Genomic DNA, 20,910 nt, shown 5'->3' on the forward strand with positions numbered 1-20,910 from the left:
ATCGGCTCGACCCGATGCCCAAACTGCGGCTCTCGCTGGACCCGCCGCCGAATCCGGCGGTCACCAGCACCGGCGTGTGGAGCACGGCTGTCGGGCCCCGGAGAGGGCGGCCGGTTCTTTTGTCGTGAATTCCCGCGAAAGGCATTGGCGCGGTAGAAACCTTCTGTGACACGTGTGGCAAGTGGTGGTAGGGGGAGGCGCGGGCGCGGCGGACTGATGGCGCTCGCGGTGGCCGCGTCGGTCCTGGTGACGGGCGGCGCGGTGGCCGCCGCGCCGAACGCGCCCGAGATACGGAATGTGGTGTGGCTGACCGAGAGACGGGTCGCGCTGTGGGTGGACTCGCCGGCCATGGGCACTCGGATTCAGGTGCAGCTGCTGCTCGCACGGGACTGGAACATCCAGCCGGACAGTCGATTTCCAGCGCTTTTCCTGCTCGACGGACGCTGGGCGAGCGACGACGAGAGCGGGTGGACCAGGGACGCCGGGGCGCAGAAGTTCTACGCGGACAAGAACATCACGGTCGTGTTGCCGGTGGGCGGGCAGTCGAGCTGGTACACGAACTGGCGAAGACCCGACCGCGGCAGGACCTATCGGTGGGAGACCTTCCTCACCAAGGAACTGCCGCCGCTGCTGGAGCGCTCGTGGCGGACGAACGGCGTGCGCGGCATGCTCGGCGCCGCCCTCGGCGGCAGCGCCACCATGACCCTGGCCGCGCGCAATCCCGGCTTCGTGCGCTTCGCCGGTTCCTTCTCCGGCGTGCTGACCACGACCACTCTCGGTATGCCGCAGGCGATCCGCTACACCATGCGCGAGGCCGGCGGCTACGACTCGGAGAACATGTGGGGCCCGGTCACCGACCTCGAATGGGCCGCGCACGATCCGTACGCGCTGGCCGAACGGCTCAAGGGCGTGAGCCTGTACGTCTCCACCGGCAGCGGGCTCGCCGGGGCGCGGGACATACCGCACGGCATTCCCGGGGTGAGCACCGATTGGACGGGTATGGCGCTGGAAGTTATCGCGCGTTTCTCCGCCCGGCAATTCGTAGCAAAGCTCAATAAATTGAGCATTCCGATTCAGGTGAATTATCGACCGTCCGGAACGCATTCCTGGCCGTATTGGGATTTCGAGATGCGGCAGTCCTGGCCGCAGGCCGCGGCCGCGCTCGGGGTGCAGGACGCGCCGGGCTGTGCGACCGCGGGCGAGATCGCGCCCGTGGCACTGTCGAAGAACTGGCTGGGTGACTGCGTGACCCGGGAGTTCGCGCTGGCCGGGGGTGCGGCACAGGATTTCCGGGGCGGCCGGGTGTTCTGGTCCGAAGCCGGCGGAGCGCACGCGGTGGGCGGATCGATCGGCGGCGCGTACCAGGGCGCGGCGGGACCCGGTGGCACGCTTGGTTTTCCAATAAGCGACGAAACTCCCATTCCGGGCGGCGTGCGGCAGAATTTCCAGCGCGGCTACATCGTCTTCCGAGAGGGAAAGACCGAAATACACGCCAGCTGAACGAGATACTTGCCAGCAACCGGGTGCGCACCGGTAATGTGCTCCGATGTCCGTGACGCCAGTCACGTTTGGTGTCGTTCCCCCTTGCGGTTCAGGAGCACAATTCTGATGGCAGCACAGGGCCCGTCATGCCCACGTTCGGTTCCAGAGCTCGATTCGGTTCGTCACGACAGGGCGCGTCACTGGCGACGCGTGCTGACGGTCGCGGCCGCCGCGGTGGTACTGCCCGGGGCGACGGTCTTACCGGGAGTCGCTGGGCTGCCTGGCTTCTCGGGTTCGGCCGCGGCCGCCCCCGCGCCGCTGCTGCGCGCACCCGAGGGCGGCGAGGACGCGGCGCCGGCCGCCGACCCGAAGCCCGCGGCCGATCCGCAGCCCGTCGCCGACCCGGCCCCGGCGGCGCCCGCCGCCGCGCCCGCCCCGGCGGCCGCGGGTGATCCCGCGCCCCCGGAACCGCCGGCGCGCCCGCGTTTCCAGGAATTCATGGTGCCCTCGAGCATGGGCCCGGTGAAGGTGCAGGTGCAGTGGGCCGCGCGCGGCGGCGACGCGGCGCTGTACCTGCTCGACGGCCTGCGCGCGCGGGACGACTTCAACGCCTGGTCCTTCGAGACCGACGCGCTCAAGCAGTTCATCGACGACGATGTGACGCTGGTGATGCCGGTCGGCGGACAGTCCAGCTTCTACTCGGATTGGCGTGCGCCCTCGGGCACGAACGGGCAGAAGTTCACCTACAAGTGGGAGACGTTCCTGTCCGAGGAGCTGCCCGCTTTCCTGGAGGGACACGGCGTCTCGCGCACCCGCAACGCGGTGGCCGGGCTGTCCATGGGCGGATCGGCGGCGCTCGCGCTCGCGGCCTACCACCGCGACCAGTTCAAGCACGCGTCCTCGTTCTCCGGCTACCTCAACATCTCCGCCCCCGGTATGCGCGAGGCCATTCGCCTGGCGATGCTCAGCGCCGGGCGCTTCAACGTGGACTCGATGGCGTGGCCGTGGAGTCCGGCGTGGCTGCGCATGGACCCCTTCGTCTTCGCGCCGCAGCTGCGCGGCCTGCCGATGTACGTGTCGGCGGCGTCCGGCCTGCCCGGTCCGTACGACGACCGGGAGGACAGGACCACCTTCGACACCGTCAATGCCGTGGGCCTGGAGGCGCTGTCGATGGTGTCCACGGTCGCGTTCATGTCCCGGCTGAAGCAGCTCGGCATCGACGCGCACTACAGCACCCCGGGCAAGGGCACCCATTCGTGGGGTTATTGGCAGGACGAACTCGCCAGCGCCCGGCCGGATATTCTGCGCGCCCTGGGTGTTTAACCGGACCGCCGGCCCGCAGATTCGGACGAACAAAACCAATAGTTAGCTGAATGCTCCTGATTACCCGCGCGTCTTCCCGGCCGCGCGGGTAATCAGGGGTACAACAATTGTGTGGCTGGAGTTGTTCGTGGGACGAAGCGAGCGCGCCGACGCTGGGTGACAAGAGCCGCGACCTTGGTTTTCACCATGGTCGCGGGATCTTTCGCGGGGCTGGGTCCGGCTGCGGCCGAACCCGATGCTCCCGTGGAATCCGGTCCGGCGACGGTCCAGAAAGTCGTGTGGCTGGGTGATCGCCGGGTGGCGTTGTGGGTGAATTCGCCCGCCTCCGGCACGCCCGTCCAGGTTCAGCTGTTGCTGGCCCGTGATTGGCGATCCCGCCCGGACGCCAAATTCCCGGTCATGTTCATGCTGGACGGCCTGCGTGCCACCAACGAGGAGAACGGCTGGACCAAGGAGGCGGGCGCGGCGGGCTTCTTCGCCGACAAGAACGTCACCGTGGTGCTGCCGATCGGCGGCCAGTCCAGCTTCTACACCGACTGGCTGCAACCGGACAACGGCCACAACTACAAGTGGGAGACCTTCCTCACCAAGGAACTGCCGCCGCTGCTGGAGAGTCAGTGGCGCGCCACGAGTTCGCGTGCGGTGTCCGGTCTCTCGATGGGCGGCACCGCCGCCATGATGCTGGCCGCGCGCAATCCCGGCTGGGTCCGGCACGCCGCCTCCTACTCGGGATTCCTCACCCTGACCACCCTCGGCATGCCGCAGATGGTCAATTTCGCGATGAAGGATTCCGGCGGCTTCGACTCCAACGCGATGTTCGGCCCGCCGAGCAGCCCGGAGTGGAAGGCACACGACCCGTACGAGCTCGCCGAGCAGCTGAAGGGCACCGGCCTCTACATCTCCAGCGGCAGCGGCACCGCGGGCGCCACGGATCCGCCCGGCGACATTCCCGGGCTCACCAGTAATTACGCCGGTATGGGCCTGGAAGTGCTGTCCCGCTTGAGCTCTCAGAACTTCGTGTCCAAGCTGAACAAGCTCAACATCCCGGTGCAGGTGAGCTACCGTCCCTCGGGCACGCACACCTGGCCCTACTGGGATTTCGAGATGCGGCAGTCCTGGGCGCAGACCGCCGCCGCGCTCGGCGTGGACGGCACCGCCACCGACTGCAAGCTCGGCGGCGCGATAGCCGGTGCGGCACAGGCGAACAACTGGCTCGGCGACTGCCTGACCGCGGAGTACGCGGTCGCCAACGGCGTGGCGCAGGACTTCCGCAACGGCCAGGTCTACTTCTCCCCGGCCACCGGGGCCCAGGCCGTCGGCGGCGCCATCAGCGGCACCTTCGCCGGTCTGAACGGGTCCGGCAGCGGGCTCGGATTCCCCACCGGCGGTGAGGAAGCGCTGCCCGACGGCCGCGGCCGCTGGCAGCGCTTCCAGAACGGATCCATCTACTGGACCCCGCAGACCGGCGCGCAGATGGTGCGCGGCGCGATCCTGGACGAGTGGGCCAGGCAGGGCTTCGAGGGCGGTCCGGCCGGGTACCCGAACGGACCGGAACTGCGCACCCCGAACCGGGACGGCGTGGTCCAGGGCTTCGAGCACGGGCCCATCTACTTCAGCCCGAAGACCGGCGCGCATCTGCTGCAGGGGCTGATTCTGGGCAGGTACGCCCAGATCGGTTTCGAGAACAGCGCGTTCGGCTTCCCGATGGGCGCCGAGCAACCGCTGCGCGATCTCGGCCGGTACGTCGCCTTCGAGGGCGGCAACATCTACTGGAGTCCGCTGTCCGGCGCGTGGGGCGTGCGCAACGGCCCGATCATGCACGCGTGGGGCGCACAGGGATTCGAGAACGGTCCGCTCGGCTTCCCGATCGGCGACGAGGGCATCACGGCGGCGGGCGCCCAGCAGGCCTTCCAGGGCGGTTCGATCCTGGTGCAGGGTGACCGCGCGCAGGTCTACTCGCTGGACGGCAGGCCCGTCGGCGGTCCGGTCGACACCAAGCCGGTCGTGGCCGCGCCGGATCCGGCCGCACCCGCGGCGGTACCGCCCGGCGCGCAGCCGGCTCGCGCGGATCGGCCCGCGGACGCGCAGCCCGGGCCCGCCGCGGCGCCCACCACGACCGAGCCGCGCGGCCTGGAACCGGCAGAGGGCTTTCCGCTGCCGATTCCGGCCCTCGGCCCGGAGGTGCGCCCCAACTGACCTGTTGGGGCGGGGTGCAGCGGGCGGATTTTCTCTTAGAAGTGCATGAGGTTCGGCTCCGAGTCAGCGACGTCGGCAGAGGTCGCCGCTAATGTGGGGGCCGACCTGGTGCCCGCAGACAGATCAAGGAAACGAATAAATGCATCGGACCCGTGGCAAGGTTCTCGGCGTCGTTCTCGCTTTCGCCGCCACCGGGCTGCTCGCCGCCTGTGGTGACAACGATTCGACGGCGACGAGCACGCCCACTCTGACCCCGACCACGGCCAAGACCACCGCGGCTACCACGCCCGGCGCCGAGACCCCCGGCTCCGAGGCCGCGCCCGCGCCCGAGGGCGACCCCTCCAGCACGGTGGTCGAACGGCCCGCGCCGGTGCCGAGCGAGTTCATCACCACCCCGAGCAATGCCGCGCCGCTGGGGGATCGCGACAAGACCTTCCTCGACGAGCTGAAGAAGCGCGGCATCAACCCGGCCGCCTCCGACATCGCGCTCACCGCGGGCAACCTGGTGTGCCAGGGCAAGGCCCAGGGCGCGCCCGAGGACCAGATCATCACCTACGTGACCGCCATCGCGGGCTCGGATCCCGGCTTCGACGAGTCGAAGATGTCGGTGGAGCAGGCGGGCAAGATCTACTACGAAGTCGCCGCGGCCAGCTACTGCGACAAGTGATGTCGCGACGCCGTTCCGGAGGCCGGTCCGCCCCGAAGGGGTGCCTGCTGCTCATCGCCGCGATCGTCCTGGTGATCATCGTGGTGCTGCTGCTGTGGTACCTGCTGGCGGGCCGGCTGAAGGTGCCCGGACCCAAGCCGCCCGGCCCGACGCCGCCGACCTCGCAGCCCGAGAGCTGCCCGGACGTGCTGTTCCTGTCGGTGCCCGGTACCTGGGAGTCCAGTAGCACCGACGATCCGTACAACCCGTCCGCGAATCCGGCGTCGCTCATGCTCAACATCTCCAACCCGGTCCGGGAGAAGTTCCCGGACAACCGGCTGGAGGTCTACACCGTCCCGTACGTGGCGCAGTTCTCCAATCCCGTCGCGCTGCCGCCGGACGGCCAGCAGTCCTACAACAACTCGCGGTCCGAGGGCACCCGCAAGGCCACCGAGAAGCTGGCCGAGACGTATTCGGCCTGCCCGCTGACCAGCTATGTGATCGTCGGTTTCTCCCAGGGCGCGGTCATCGCGGGCGATGTCGCCGCCCAGATCGGCGCGGGCGACGGGCCCGTCCCGGCGGACCGGGTGCTCGGCGTGACCGTCATCGCCGACGGGCGCCGTGATCAGGGGGCCGGACAGCCGACCGAGATCGGCGTCTCGCCGCCCGGCGTCGGCGCGGAGGTCGCCCTGCGCGGCCTGAACGTCCCCGGCATCACCATGACCGGACCGCGCGCGGGCTTCGGCGCGCTCGCCGACCGGTCCTTCACCATGTGCTCCCCGGGCGATCTCATCTGCGACGCACCCAAACAGGCCCTGAACCCGCTGAACATCATGGCCAGCGTCGGCACCCTGGTGAAGGCCGCCGGGAATCCGGTGCACAGCCTCTACGCGGGCTTCGTCGTCGACGACGCGGGCAACACCGCGACGACCTGGACGGTGAACTGGGCGAGCGGCCTGATCGAGAACGCTCCGCACCCGCCGCATTCCTAGAACCGGTTCCGCCCCGGTCCGCTGCGCCGATCCCGAACCGAGCGGGCCGCGAACCCCGTGATTGGGGTGGGTCACGACGTCCGCGAGCAGCCGGCGTGAGGTGGAGGCAAATTAAATACAGCCGACCCCCTAGTTTCGGGGTCACGTTGTAGAGTGCACCAGATTGCGGTGCCTGGCTTGCGCGGCGCCGCAGCAGAATCCGGCCAGCCAGGAGCAAGGTGTTCATGAGAGCAGTCGCCGCCGTACCGCCTACGGCGACCGCTCCGGGCTGGAAGAAAGCAGCGGACACGCCGAGGCCGGGACTCGCCCGAAGGTGCTCGGCGTGTGCAACTCCTCTGTCTTCGCCGGCTGTGGCGGTCGGCACATCAGCCGGGACCGTCGTCCGGGTCCGTCGGGTGCGGCAACTCACATCCATGCCATCGTGTGTGAACATCGCCCACCCAAACATCGACATTCGCGCCGGTGATCCCGTGTGCGGAGGCCGAGTGAGCTGGGATATGTTTGGCCGCTCCGGAGCATGGCAGGGTGGCCGCTCTGTAACATGACCCTGGTTTGAGTACATCTAGCCAATAGACGGTCACCGCGCAGACCGCAACAGAATTCTGCAGGTCGGCTCTCGCAAGAGCTCCCCGCGGGCGAAAAGTCGGGGCCCCACACAGGCAACAGCGGCATCGTCGCCGCCCATGTCGCGTGTGCCTCGGAGGAGAAGAAGGAATGGACGAGACTTTCGACGATTACCTCGACGAAACGGGGAACATCACGATTCCCGAGGGGCGCACCCTCGTCGACTACGTCGAGAAGCACACAGCCGGGAATGACGCGAACGATCTGGCTTACCGCTACATCGACTACTCCCGTGAGCGCGACGGCGTGTACCAGGACCTCACCTGGAGTCAGTTCGGCACTCGGCTGCGCGCGGTGGCCGCCAGACTGCAGCAGGTGACCAAGCGCGGCGATCGGGTCGCGATCCTGGCCCCGCAGGGGCTGGATTACGTCATCTCCTTCTTCGCGGCGATCTACGCGGGCACCATCTCGGTGCCGTTGTTCGATCCGGACGAGCCGGGCCACACCGATCGCCTGCACGCGGTGCTCGGCGACTGCACGCCTGCGGCGATCCTGACGGCCAGCTCCTCGGCCGCCGGTGTCCGCCAGTTCTTCCGTGCGCTGCCCGCGGCCCAGCGTCCCCGCATCATCGCCGTGGACGCGATCCCCGACAGCGTGGGCGAATCCTGGATCCGCCCCGACATCGCGGTAGACGATATCGCGTACCTGCAGTACACCTCCGGTTCGACACGCACCCCGGCGGGTGTGGAGATCACCCATCGTGGTGTCGGGACCAACGTGCTGCAGATGGTGAACGCGCTGGACCTGAACTGGAATTCGCGCGGCGTCACCTGGCTGCCGCTGTACCACGACATGGGCCTGCTCACGGTGATCCTGCCCGCGGTCGGCGGCAAGTACATCACCATCATGTCGCCGTCGGCGTTCGTGCGCCGTCCCTCGCGCTGGATCCAGGAACTGGCCGCGGTGTCCGACGGCGCCGGAACCTTCGCCGCCGCACCGAACTTCGCCTTCGAGCACGCCGCCGCGCGCGCGGTGCCCAAGCCGGGCGAGTCACTGGACCTGTCCAACGTGCTCGGCCTGATCAACGGCTCCGAGCCGGTGACCACCGGTTCGATGAAGAAGTTCAACGAGGCGTTCGCCCCGTACGGCCTGCCCAAGACGGCCATCAAGCCCTGCTACGGCATGGCCGAGGCCACGCTGTTCGTCTCGGCCACCCGGCACGAGGACGAGGCCAAGGTCATCTACGTGGACCGCACCGAGCTCAACGCCGGCCGGATCGTGAAGGTCGAACAGGGCACGCCGAACTCCATCGCGCAGGTCTCCTGCGGGTACGTGGCGGTCTCGCAGTGGGGCGCCATCGTGGATCCGGCCTCGGTCGATTCCCCCGAGGGCGCGACCGAGCTGCCCGAGGGCCGGGTCGGTGAGATCTGGCTGCACGGCAACAACGTCGGCATCGGCTACTGGGGTCGCGCCGAGGAGACCCAGAAGACCTTCCGGAACCGGATCGTCAACCGGGTCGCCGCGGGTTCGCACGCCGAGGGCGTTCCGGCCGACGGCAATTGGCTGCGCACCGGCGACTACGGCGTGTACGTGGACGGCGAGCTCTACATCACCGGTCGCGTCAAGGACCTGGTGATCGTGGACGGCCGCAACCACTACCCGCAGGATCTGGAGTTCTCCGCGCAGGAGGCCTCCACCCAGCTGCGCCCCGGCTTCATCGCCGCGTTCTCGGTGCCCGCCAATCAGCTGCCCGCCGAAGTCTTTGCGCAGGACAGCCATTCGGGTCTGCCCTACGACCCGGACAACGGTTCCGAGCAGCTGGTCATCGTGGCCGAGCGTGGCCCGGGCGCCGGTAAGGCCGATCCGCAGCCGATCGCGGACGCGGTGCGCGGTGCGCTCTCGTCCCGGCACGGTGTGACGGCGCGGGACATTCTGCTGGTGCCCGCGGGTTCGATTCCGCGTACCTCCAGCGGCAAGATCGCGCGCGCCGCGTGCAAGGCCGCTTATCTGGAGGGCACACTGCGCGGTGGTTACACGCAGCAGGCTTTCCCCGATGCTCCAGACGAGGAGTGAGTCGGAGCAACTAACGTGAAGTGGCGCGGACCGCGATATGGTCCGCGCCATTCATGCTTGGAGCCCCGCCGCTTCGCCCGGTGAGGTTCTCGAAGGACAATCACCGCCGATACACCGCCGCACACCGTGAGCAGACAGGTAGCTTGAGGAACTGATGGCTGAGAACGAGGGCACGTCCCCCACCCAGACGACCGACAACGCTCCGGCGGTGCCCGCTGACGCGGCCGCGAAAGCGGCTCCCACCGGCGCCGATATGACGGTGGCGGAGTTGCGGGAGTGGTTGCGCAAATGGGTCGCCGACGCGACCGGGCAGCCGCTCGAGCAGATCACCGTGGACCGTCCCATGGAGGAGTTCGGCCTGGCGTCGCGGGACGCGCTCGCGCTCGGCGGTGACATCGAGGAACTGACGGGCGTCATCCTCAACGCGACCATCGTCTATCAGCACCCGACGATCGCCTCGCTCGCCGAGCGAATCATCAACGGGGAACCGGATCTTCCGGCCGAGTCGGCCGACGACTCGTTCTACACCGCGGGCTACACCCCGGACGAGGCGCACGACATCGCCATCGTCGGGTTGTCCACCCGCCTGCCGGGTGCGGGCGATACGCCCGAATCCACCTGGGATTTCCTCATCAACCGCGGTGACGGCATCCGCGATCTACCCGAGGGTCGCTGGTCGGAGTTCCTGACCGATCCGCGCGCGGCCGAGGCCGTCGCGAACGCGAACACCAAGGGCGGCTACCTCGACCAAGAGGTCATCAAGGGCTTCGACGCCGAATTCTTCGCCACCTCGCCGGTCGAGGTCGAGCGCATGGATCCGCAGCAGCGGCTCACCATGGAACTCACCTGGGAAGCGCTGGAGCACGCGAGGATTCCGGCGAACACCCTCAAGGGCGAGCCGGTCGGCGTGTACGTCGGCTCCTCGGGCAACGAGTTCATGCTCATCGCCGCGATGAGCGTCGGCAACACCGAGCAGGACAAGACCCCGCTCTCGGCCGAGGCCTACGGGATCATGGGCTCGGTTTCGTCGATCATCGCCAACCGCACCTCGTACTTCTTCGACTTCCGCGGCCCGTCGGTGGCCATCGACACCGCGTGCTCGTCCTCGCTGGTCGCGGTGCACGACGCGGTGCGCGCGCTGCGCAGCGGTGAAGCCGATCTGGCGCTGGCCGGCGGCGTGAACGCGCTGGTCGCGCCGATGGCGACGCTGGGCTTCGACGCCAACGGCGGTGTGGCCAAGGACGGTCACATCAAGGCGTTCTCGTCCGACGCGGACGGTATGGTCCGCGCCGAGGGCGGTGCGCTGCTGGTGCTCAAGCGCCTGGCCGACGCCGAACGCGACGGCGACACCGTGTACGCGGTCATCAAGGGCTCGGCGGTCAACAACGACGGCCGCTCCAACGGCATGCTCGCGCCGAACCCGGACGCGCAGGCCGAGGTGCTGCGCCGGGCCTACCGCGACGCCGGAATCGCCCCGTCCAGCGTCGATTACATCGAGGCGCACGGCACCGGCACGCTGATCGGCGATCCGATCGAGGCCGACGCGCTCGGCCGGGTGATCGGCCGCGGCCGCGACGACGACAAGCCCGCGCTGCTGGGCTCGGCCAAGACCAACTTCGGGCACCTGGAGTCCGGCGCCGGCGCCGCGGCGCTGGCCAAGGTCATCATGTCGCTGCAGCACAACGTGATTCCGCCGAACCTCGGGTACGCCGGGCCCAACCCGTACATCCCGTGGGACACCGCGCATCTCAAGGTCGTCGAGCAGCCGACCGAGTTCCCGCGCTACAGCGGCAAGGCCACCGTCGGCGTCTCCGGCTTCGGTTTCGGCGGCACCAACGCGCACATCGTCGTGCAGGAGTACGTGCAGACCCCGGTCGTTCCCGCGACCGACGCCGCCGCGCCCGCGCCGGTCGATCTCGACAACGAGAACACCGACGTGATCTCCGAGGCCGAGCACATCGTCGCCGAAGCCGCCGCGCCGGAACCGGAATGGGCCGACCGCGACGAGCCGCTGCCGCTGATCCTGCCGGTCTCGGCGTACCTGCCGTCGCGCCGCCGCCGCGCCGCCGCCGATCTGGCCGACTGGCTGGAAAGCGAAGCCGGACAGGCGACTCCGCTGGCGGACGTGGCCCGGTCGCTGGCCAAGCGCAACCACGGCCGTTCGCGCGGCGTGGTGGTGGCCAAGACGCACGAGGAGGCCGTCGCCGGCCTGCGCGCCATCGCCGAGGGCAAGCCGGGCACCGGCGTGTACACCGCCGACGCTCCCGCCGCCCGCGGCGCGCTCTGGGTCATGGCCGGTTTCGGCGCCCAGCACCGCAAGATGGGCAAGCAGCTCTACAACGAGAACTCGATCTTCCGTAAGACCGTCGACGAGGTCGACGAGTACGTGCTGGACGAGGCCGGCTACTCGGTGCGCGAGATGATCCTGGACGACGAGCAGGATTGGGACATCGGCACCGGCCAGGTCGGCACCTTCACCATCCAGCTCGGCCTGAACGCGGTGCTTCGCGCGCACGGCGCGGAACCCGCGGGCATCGTGGGCCATTCGCAGGGCGAGGTCGCGGGCGCGTACATCTCCGGCGGCCTGACCCTGGAGGACGCGGTCCGCGTCATCTGCGCCCGTTCGCGGCTGATGGCCGAGGGCGAGGCCATGATCACCGACGACCAGGTGCGCAACATGGCGCTGGTCGAGTACTCGGCCGAGGCCATCGCCGAGATCCTGGTGGACTACCCGGACATCGAGGTCGCGGTCTACGCCGCGCCGACCAACACCGTCATCGGCGGTCCGCCGGATCAGGTGCACGCGATCGTGGCGCGCGCCGAGGCCGAGGGCAAGTTCGCGCGCGTGCTGCAGACCCGCGGCGCGGGCCATACCTCGCAGATGGACATGCTGCTCGGCGAATTGGCCGCCGAGCTGGCCGGTCTGGAGCCGACCGTGCTGAAGCACGATCTGTACTCCACCGTCCACAAGGAGACCGTCTACCGCGCGGGCAACCCGCCGGTGCACGACGTGGACTACTGGGTCACCAACATGCGCGGCTCGGTGTACTTCACCAATGCCATCGCGCAGGCGGTGAACTCGGGCATCACCACCTACCTGGAGCTGGCGCCGAACTCGGTGGCGCTCATGCAGGTGCTCGGCACCACCTTCGCGGCCGGCGTGCACAACGCCGCGCTCATCCCGACGCTCAAGCGCAAGGAAGACGAGTCCGCCGCGGTCATCTCGGCGCTGGCGCAGCTGTACGTGCAGGGCCACGCGGTGGATCTGCCGTCGCTGGTGCCCGCGGGTGACTACGCCGACGTGCCGCGTACGGCGTTCCTGCGCAAGCAGTACTGGCCCAAGGTCGGGCTGGCCGCCGATTCGGGCAGCAGCCGGATTCCGGGCGCGCACGTGGCGCTGCCGGACGGCCGCCACGTCTGGGAGGTGCAGGCCGCGGCCGTCACCGACCTGACCGAGCTGGTGAAAGCCGCTGCGGCGCAGGTGCTCTCGGAGGTGACCGTGGGCGCGTCCGTCGCGCACGCGGCGCTGCCCGCCGCGGGCACCCTGACCACCACGCTGACCCCGCACCTGGGCGGCGCGTCGGTCGCGGTGCACGCCAAGCAGGGCGCCGCCTTCACAGCGCTGTTCGACGCCGTCGTCGCCTCCGGCGCGCCGCTGCCGGAATCGGTGGTGGCACAGCCGGTCGCGGCCCTCGCCGCCGCTCCGGCCGCCGAGGTGGAGGTCGTCGAGGCCGCCGGTGATCGCTGGGATCCCAACGGCCGCCAGACCATCGAGCAGCGCCTGGCGCTCATCGTCGCGGAGTCGATGGGTTACGCGGTCGAGGATCTGCCGATGGAGATCCCGCTGATGGAGCTCGGCCTGGACTCGCTCATGGCCATGCGCATCAAGAACCGGGTGGAGTACGAGTTCGATATTCCGCAGCTGCAGTTGCAGGCGGTGCGCGACGCCAGCCTGCTCGAGGTCGGCAAGGTGCTGCGCTACGCGATCGAGCATCGCGAGGAGCTGGCCGATATCGCCGCGCGGCAGGCCGCGGGTGAGGACATCTCGGTCGACGGCGATCTGGTCGCCGCCGCGCGCGCGGCTATGGCGGCGGGCACCGATCCGCTCGCGGTGCTGCCGACCGCGGCCGACCGGCTCGACGCCGAGGCGTCGGACGTGATCGCCGAGGCGACCGAGATCGTGGCCGAGGCGGAGGCCGAATCCACGGCCACCGCAGCCGATTTCGAGGCCGCGCCGCCGGTCGGGGAGACCGACAAGGACAACGTGCCCCCGCGCAACGGCGCCGAGCGCCTGGCGTACGGCACCTGGGCGCTGGCGACCGGCAAGTCCGCGGGCGGCATCTTCAACCCGCTGCCGGAGCTGGACGACGCCACCATGGACAAGCTGGTGGCCCGGCTCTCGGAGCGGGTCAAGGCGCAGGTCAGCGCGGATGAGGTGCGGGCCTGCACGACGATCGAGAAGCTGGCCGACCTGGTCGCCACCTATCAGGAGCACGGCGACGACGTCGAGGGCTTCGTGCGCACCCTGCGCGCGAAGGAGGCCGGTTCCACCGCGATCCCGGTCTTCGTCTTCCACGCCTCGGGTGGCAACACCCTCGTGTACGAGCCGCTGCTGCGGCGCCTGCCGGCGGGCACCCCGATGTACGGTTTCGAACGCGTCGAGGGTTCCATCGAAGAGCGTGCGCGCCAGTACATTCCGGAGATCCGCAAGCGGCAGCCCGAGGGTCCGTACTTCCTCTACGGCTGGTCGCTGGGCGGCGTGTTCGCGCTGAAGGTCGCCGAGCTCATGCGCGCCGAGGGCGCGGATGTGCGCGAGGTCGGCCTGATCGACGTGGCGCTGCCGTCGCAGCCGCACCTGGACACCCCGGAGGAGCGGGTGAACCGGGTCCGGCGTTTCCAGAACTTCGCCAAGAAGACCTACGGCTTCGAGGGCGAACTCGACGACGAGCAGCTCGAGGAATTGGCCGCGGCCTCGGACGCCGAGCAGATCGACATCGTCCTGGAACTGGTCAAATTCGCCGGAGTGGACATTCCGGGCGGCGTGCTCGAACACCAGCGCAGCTCGTACATCGACAGCGGTGAGCTGCAGCGGATCTCGCCGCAGCACTACGACGGCCACGTGGTGCTCTACCTCGCGGACCGCTACCACGACGGAATCATCGAGCTGGAGCCACGTTTCGGTGAGCGCCTGCCCAATGGCGGCTGGGGCGAGCACATCCCGAATCTGGAGGTCATTCACATCCCCGGCGACCACATCGATATCGTGGACGAGCCGCGCATCGCGACCATCGGCGCCGATCTGACCAAGAAATTGGGGGCCGTCGACACGACGCCGAAATAGCCGCGCTGCGAAACGGGTTCTGCGAAAGTAGGTTTCTACCGAAGGGAGTCCTGTGAGCACTACCGCCGAGAAACTCGCTGACCTGCGACGGAAGTTGGAAGTCGCGAGGGAACCGGCGGGTGCAGCGGGAATCGCCAAGCGCGAGCGCAAGCACATTCCTTCCGCTCGCGACCGGATCAACATGCTCCTGGATCCCGGTACCTTCGTGGAAATCGGTGCGCTGGTTCGCAATCCGGGCGAAAAGGACGCACTCTACGGCGACGGCGTCGTCACCGGTCACGGCCTCGTCGAGGGCCGGCCGGTGGCGGTGTTCTCCCACGACCAGACCGTCTACGGCGGTTCGGTCGGGGAGATGTTCGGCCGGAAGGTCGCGGGCATCATGGAATTCGCCGCCAAGGTGGGTTGCCCGGTGGTCGGCATCAACGACTCCGGCGGCGCGCGGGTGCAGGAGGCGGTGACCTCGCTGGCCTGGTACGCCGAACTGGGCAGGCGGCAGGAACCGTTGTCCGGCTTGGTTCCGCAGATCTCCATGATCCTGGGCAGCTGCGCGGGCGGCGCGGTCTACGCGCCGATCAACACCGATGTCGTGGTCGCCACCGAGGCCGCCTACATGTTCGTCACCGGTCCCAAGGTGATTCGCGAGGTCACCGGTGAGGACGTGAGTCTCGAGGAACTGGGCGGCGCGCGCAGCCAGGCCGACTACGGCAACATCCACCATGTCGCCAAGGACGAACTGGCCGCCTTCGAATGGGTGCGCCAGTACCTGGGGTATCTGCCGTCGAGCTGCCAGGAGTTGCCACCGATCGTGAATCCCGGTCTGGAGCCGGACATCACGGACTCCGATCGGGAACTCAACGGCATCGTCCCGGACGCCGACAACGCCGGCTACGACATGTACGACGTCCTGATCCGCATCTTCGACGACGGTGAGTTCCACGAGTTCGGCGACTCCGCGGGCCGAAATGTCATCTGCGGCTTCGCCCGTGTCGACGGGCGCAGCATCGGCGTCGTCGCCAATCAGCCCCTGGTCTACGCCGGCGCCCTCGACGCGCGGGCCTCGGACAAGGCCGCGCACTTCGTCCGGCTCTGCGACGCGTACGAGATCCCGCTGGTCTTCGTCGTCGACACCCCGGGCTTCCTGCCCGGCGTCGAGCAGGAGAAGATCGGCGTCATCAAACGCGGCGGCCGCTTCATCTTCGCGTTCGTCGAGGCGACGGTGCCCAAGGTGACGGTGGTGATCCGCAAGTCCTACGGCGGCGGGTACGCGGTCATGGGTTCCAAGCAGCTCGGTGCGGACGTGAACCTGGCCTGGCCGACCGCCCGCATCGCGGTCATGGGCGCCGAGAGCGCGGTCAGCCTGATCGGGGCCAAGTCGCTGGAGGCCGCGCCCGAGGATCAGCGCGCCGCCATGCGCCGGCAGATGATCGCCTTCTACAACGCCACCATCGCCACGCCGTGGGTCGCGGCCGAGCGCGGCTACATCGACGCCGTCATCGACCCGGCCACCACCCGGCTGGAAATCCGTAAGGCGTTGCAGCTGTTGCGCGACAAGAAGATCGCTCGAAACCCGCGCAAACACCACCTTCTTCCGCTCTGACGCGGTGACCGCGGCGCCCGGATCCGAGCGGATCCGGGTCGCGCGGGGGTGCGAGATGTGTCCGATTTGCGGCTCGCCGATTGCGTCGAATCGATTGGTCGGTTGACTCGCATGTGAGAGCCTTCAGCTATGAGTAGCTCACCTAAGGCATTGCTCGAAGGCGGACCTGACGGGCTCGATCATCGCATCGTCCCCATTACGCCGCCGGGAATCGAGTTGCGGGTGGCGTTCGGCGGCGGCTACGAGCGGTTCAAGGTGACCCCGCGCTGGGAGGACACCCCCGAGGGCAGCCTCCCGGTCTACGAATGGGTGGCCCACATCCCGGGCTGAACCCGGATGGGGCCGGGCCGAGGTCGAGACCGCGGCCGGACGAGAGCAGCGCCCGCGCCGTCGCGCGGCGGGTGAGACCTACCGATGCGCCGGTTCCGCGCGGCGGATCGGCTGCCGCGTCGGGGCCCGGTCCTGGCCGAGGAACTCGGCGATCTCCGCGTAGACCTGCGCCGGCTTCTCCATGACCAGCAGGTGCGAGGTCGCGGGGGTGATGGAGAGTTCGGAATCGGGGATGGCCCGGTACAGGGCGATGGTGTGCTCCAGCGCGACGGCGTCGTCGTCGCCGGACATGACCAGGGTGCGGTGCGGGATGTCGCGCAGCTCCTCGGGGGACAGGGTCGGCCCGGTGCGGCCCATGTCGAGCATCTTGCGGGCCACGACGGGGAAGTGGCCTTCGCCGTGCGGTGACACCTCGCCGTAGCGTCCGGCCAGGTACTTCTGCGTGTCCGGATCCTCGAATCCGTCCATGACGCCGGGCAATACGCCGATGTGGTGGAAGTTGCCGCTGATCAGCACCAGCTTGCGGACCAGATCCGGGCGGCGCAGCGCGACCAGCAGCGCGACGATCGCGCCGTCGCTGTGCCCGACCAGGTGCGCGGGCTCGCCGACCACCTTCTCGAGGAAGGCGACCAGATCCTCGGCCATCACGTCGTAGGTGAGCGGGCCGTCGACGTCGGGGGTGTGGCCGTGGCCGCGGCGGTCGGTGGTGTACACGCGGAAGCGGCCGACCAGCGCGGGCATGGCGGGGGCGAACATGCGTGAATCCACGAACCCGCCGTGCAGCAGGACCACCGGTTCGCCGTCACCGTGTACGTCGTACCAGGTCGCTACATCGCCGAGTTGAATATTCACCATGGCTATATCTTCCCGGTAGGTTCCGCCCGTACTCACAACGGGTGGGTTTCCCCGGTGAGGACGGGTGAAACGGGGGCCGGGACGGGTGAAACGAGAACGGCCGCCCGCGTGTTGCGGGCGGCCGTTCGCCGGGTCGGCGCGCCGGTCGGGTGGCCGGCGCGGCGGGTCAGGAGACCCGGAGCTGTCCCGGGGACCAGAAGCCGGACCGGGTCGCCGTCGAGGTCTCGATCTCGGCGGGCTGGGCCGGGTAGTACTGGTCGTACTGTTCCAGCGAACCCCAGTCCCGATCCCAGTCGTCGTTCAGATAGGTCGGGATGGTCTTGGACTTGGCCAGCATCTCGGTGAAGCCGAGCGGGCCGCCGTTCTCGGCCGCCTGCCAGGTGTTGGTGGAGCTGATGGCCAGCGGGCGGTCGGGCAGGATGCGGAAGTTCGGCATCTCGGCCACGCCGTAGCGGTGATCGAACGGGCGCTGGCACGGGAACTGCAGGCCCACCGCCCAGTCCAGCAGCACCGGCTGGGTGGATCCGATGTAGCTGTTGAGCGTCTGCAGCTTGGGCACGCGCGGCGCGGTGAACGCCAGCCACTGATCGCCGATCAGGATCGGGTCCTTGGCGTTGATGCGCACGGCGTCCGCGTTCTCGGGCAGCGCCGAGAACGGCACCCGCAGGTTGCGCCACGACGGGGCCGGCCCGATGTCGCGCGGCAGGTAGGAGCCGAGTTCGGTGACGGTGCCGTCGGCCTCGCGATGGCCGTACTCGACCACCAGCGACTGCCCGTAGGTCATGTTGCCGGTGTCGTCGAAGGACAGGATGCGACCGGCGGCCGAAATCACCACCAGCGGAGTGTCATCCGAGCGCGCGGGCAGCTGGTACCAGCTGGACTTCATCTCGGCGGGCTGCTGCACGCCGTCCTGGTAGCTGCCCATGACCGGGGTGGTGGCGGGGTCCAGGCCGAACGGCAGCGCCGCGGTGCTGCCGTTGACGCCCTCGGCGCCCTTGCCGCCGGCGGTGCCCGCGCTCTCGCCCTCTTCGAAGGCGGGGCCGATGGTCTGGGTGTCGGTGTTGCCGGTGCCCGGCTTCACCTCGACGTTGTCCGCGCTGATCTTCTCCGGAATGCCGTTGGGGGAGAAGCCGATCGGATTCGCTCCGGCGAGCGGGTCGTTGTTCACCGGCGGGTTGGCCGGATCGATGATCGGGGTGAGGTTGCCGCCGTTGACGTCGGTCTCCACCAGCACGTCGTTGGCCAGGCCGCACGAATTGCCGCCCACCGCATCGAAGTTCGAGCGGGCCAGGGAGTACGCGGGGTACTGCGACACCGCGCCCTTGACCAGCGACAGCACTTCGAACGCCACCATGAGCGCCGCGATGACGGTCAGCGGGATAGCGGCGAAGCGCCGAATCCGCCTGCCGCGCGCGGTCTTTCCGTTCGCCATCGGCTTGGCGTAGCCCTCGCGCAGCGACTGCCACGCCACCACGGCCAGGGCCAGGCCGAACAGCATGAGCATGAGGGTGTTGGACTGGTAGCCGCTGAGCGACACCCGCTTGTCGTACCAGGGCACGCCGTAGCTGGAGACGTACCAGTAGCCGTTGATGCCGGAGAACGCCACGGCCAGGGTGAACAGCAACCCGGCCAGGAACACCGAGCGGTTCTTGCGCGAGCGCAGCGCGGTGGCCGACACCGCGACCGCCGTCACCGCCGCCAGCGAACCCGCGATGCCCGCGTACGCGCCGAAGTGGTGCGTCCACTTGGTCGGGTTGAACATCATGAAGAAGATGGTTCCGAAGACCACGCCCATGAGCCGCCAGGTCGGCGCGGAGGCGATGCCCGGCACCTGCCGCCTGCGCAGCAGCACCAGCATGGTGGTGATCAGGCACAGGATCATGAGCAGGAAGGCGAAGCGGCGCGCGAGCGAGCCGTCGACGGTCTCCACGAACAGGTAGTAGTAGCGCAGATAGTCTTCGTACCAGGCCAGATTCGGCCCGATCGCCTGCCGGACGCGGTTGGCCTCCATGATCCCGGAGAAGGTCTGGTCGCCGAAAACGACCACCAGGACCAGTAATCCGGAGGCGGCGATGGGCGCCAGCAGCGCCGTGGTGCCGAACTGCTCGTGCCTGCGCACCACGATGCGGACCAGCGGGCGGATACCGGCGAGCAGCGCGGCCACGCACATGAGGCCGGTCGGCGCGGCGGCCAGGGTGAACGCCGCGACCAGCACCGCGATCGCCGCGGGCAGCAGGCGCGCGGTGGCGATGGCGCGTTCGATGGAGACCCAGGTCAGCAGGGCGCCGAGCGCGACGATCGGCTCCGAGCGCAGGCCGTTGCAGTAGGGCAGCCAGAACGCCAGGAAGACCAGGCCGCCGGTCCACAGCGCGACCTTGGAGGTCGCCACGCCGCGGCCCAGGCGCGGGACCACCTCGCGGCTGATCACCAGCCAGCACAGGATGCCGCACAGCAGCGCCGGGATGCGCACGACCGGGCTGGCCGTGGAGATCTCGGAGAAGGCCTGGATGACGTAGTAGTACCAGCCGAACGGGGCCTCGGGGACGCCGAACCAGCGGAAGTAGTTGGCCATGTAGCCGGCGTGCGGGGCCGCCCGGACCATGGTCATGATGTAGCCGTCGTCGGAGGTGTTGGCGCCCACGAAATGCCACAGCAGCAGCGTGCCGATGATGCCGCCGTCCGCCCAGGTCGGCTTCAGCCAGTGCCGGGGGAAGATGCGCCGGTGCCCGCGGCCGTCGCTGGTGTCCAGCGCGGCGAGCGCGCCCAGCGACAGCAGGGTCAGCAGCACGGCCGCGACGATGGCGGCCAGCTTGAGCAGGGTCGGGGTCGAGGAGAACCGCGAGTCCACCGTCATGGAGAAGGAAAGGCCCTGCGGCACATCGCCCTTCATGTCGGTGAAGACGCCGACCACCTGCGGGCGCAGGTCACCGAGCAGACTGCCCTCGACCGGGACGGTGACGCTCTCGCGCCCGCCGTTCGCGGTGACCCGTTCCGCGGTGCGGGTCAGGCCCTCGAACGCGGCGAAGGTCCGGGTGTTGTCGGAGGTGATGACGATCTGCGTGCAGTCCGCCATTTCCGACCGCTGGGCGGTTGCCACGACCGCGTTGCGGTCCAGCACGTCCACGCTCTCGCCGGACACGCGGACGAACAAGCCCTGCAGGTCCGCTCCGCTACCCTGCGGCGGTGCGGTTGCCAGCAGGATGCCGCCGCGCGGATCGAGCTGGTTCACCGCCGCACAGGGAATGGTGGCCGTGAGTTCCAGCGGCACCTGCGACATGAGCGCGGCGTCGATGCTCTCCAGTGTTCCGCGCTGCGGCCACTGCACCGTCGCGACCGTCTGTTTCACCGGCAGGAACGGGGTCGCGAGCGCGAACAGCGCTCCCAGCACGCCCGCGACGATCGCGATCAGCTTCGCGGTGCGATAGTCGCGCGGCGTCGCCGCGGGCGTCGGCGGCGTAGCGGGTTTGCTCAGGACAGCGGAGGCGTCGGGCACGGTTGCTGATGGTACCCA

At 69.0% G+C, this 20,910-nt stretch carries 11 protein-coding genes; 9 read left to right on the forward strand and 2 right to left on the reverse strand.

Annotation, left to right across the window (positions count from 1 at the left end):
* The first annotated feature begins 165 nt into the window (after positions 1-165).
* From ACWDOP_RS20500 to ACWDOP_RS20540, 9 genes are all read left to right on the forward strand, one after another.
* Positions 166-1,500 carry an alpha/beta hydrolase-fold protein gene (locus tag ACWDOP_RS20500; protein WP_456346358.1) on the forward strand — a complete coding sequence of 445 codons (1,335 nt, stop codon included), beginning with the start codon at positions 166-168 and terminating at the stop codon, positions 1,498-1,500.
* A 192-nt stretch (positions 1,501-1,692) separates the two neighbouring features.
* Positions 1,693-2,805: an alpha/beta hydrolase gene (locus ACWDOP_RS20505; protein ID WP_456346359.1), complete on the forward strand. Its 1,113-nt coding sequence runs from the start codon at positions 1,693-1,695 to the stop codon at positions 2,803-2,805.
* A gap of 186 nt (positions 2,806-2,991) precedes the next feature.
* A complete protein-coding gene (locus ACWDOP_RS20510) occupies positions 2,992-5,001 on the forward strand; it encodes an alpha/beta hydrolase-fold protein (RefSeq protein ID WP_456346360.1) in 2,010 nt (669 codons plus the stop codon).
* 139 nt (positions 5,002-5,140) lie between these two features.
* Positions 5,141-5,668: a DUF732 domain-containing protein gene (locus ACWDOP_RS20515; RefSeq protein WP_454200665.1), complete on the forward strand. Its 528-nt coding sequence runs from the start codon at positions 5,141-5,143 to the stop codon at positions 5,666-5,668.
* On the forward strand, positions 5,668-6,639 hold the full coding sequence (locus ACWDOP_RS20520; RefSeq protein WP_454200664.1) for a cutinase family protein: 972 nt from the start codon (positions 5,668-5,670) through the stop codon (positions 6,637-6,639). Before ACWDOP_RS20515 ends, ACWDOP_RS20520 begins: the two co-directional genes overlap by 1 nt.
* Before the next feature lie 714 nt (positions 6,640-7,353).
* The gene (gene fadD32, locus ACWDOP_RS20525; RefSeq protein ID WP_454200663.1) at positions 7,354-9,276 is read left to right on the forward strand and encodes a long-chain-fatty-acid--AMP ligase FadD32; all 1,923 of its coding nucleotides are present in this window, start codon (positions 7,354-7,356) and stop codon (positions 9,274-9,276) included.
* A 154-nt stretch (positions 9,277-9,430) separates the two neighbouring features.
* On the forward strand, positions 9,431-14,617 hold the full coding sequence (gene pks13, locus ACWDOP_RS20530) for a polyketide synthase Pks13 (protein WP_456346361.1): 5,187 nt from the start codon (positions 9,431-9,433) through the stop codon (positions 14,615-14,617).
* A gap of 52 nt (positions 14,618-14,669) precedes the next feature.
* Positions 14,670-16,214: an acyl-CoA carboxylase subunit beta gene (locus tag ACWDOP_RS20535; RefSeq protein WP_454200661.1), complete on the forward strand. Its 1,545-nt coding sequence runs from the start codon at positions 14,670-14,672 to the stop codon at positions 16,212-16,214.
* A 129-nt stretch (positions 16,215-16,343) separates the two neighbouring features.
* Entirely contained in the window at positions 16,344-16,544 is a 201-nt protein-coding gene (locus ACWDOP_RS20540) for a DUF5988 family protein (protein WP_354986489.1), read from the forward strand.
* A gap of 78 nt (positions 16,545-16,622) precedes the next feature.
* On the opposite strand, the gene ACWDOP_RS20545 is transcribed toward ACWDOP_RS20540, so the two are convergent.
* On the reverse strand, positions 16,623-17,399 hold the full coding sequence (locus tag ACWDOP_RS20545) for an alpha/beta fold hydrolase (RefSeq protein WP_454200660.1): 777 nt from the start codon (positions 17,397-17,399) through the stop codon (positions 16,623-16,625).
* Positions 17,400-17,565: 166 nt separating this feature from the next.
* A complete protein-coding gene (locus tag ACWDOP_RS20550; protein ID WP_454200659.1) occupies positions 17,566-20,892 on the reverse strand; it encodes an arabinosyltransferase domain-containing protein in 3,327 nt (1,108 codons plus the stop codon).
* Positions 20,893-20,910 lie beyond the last annotated feature (18 nt).

It is taken from the genome of Nocardia sp. NPDC003693 (genome assembly GCF_053981095.1).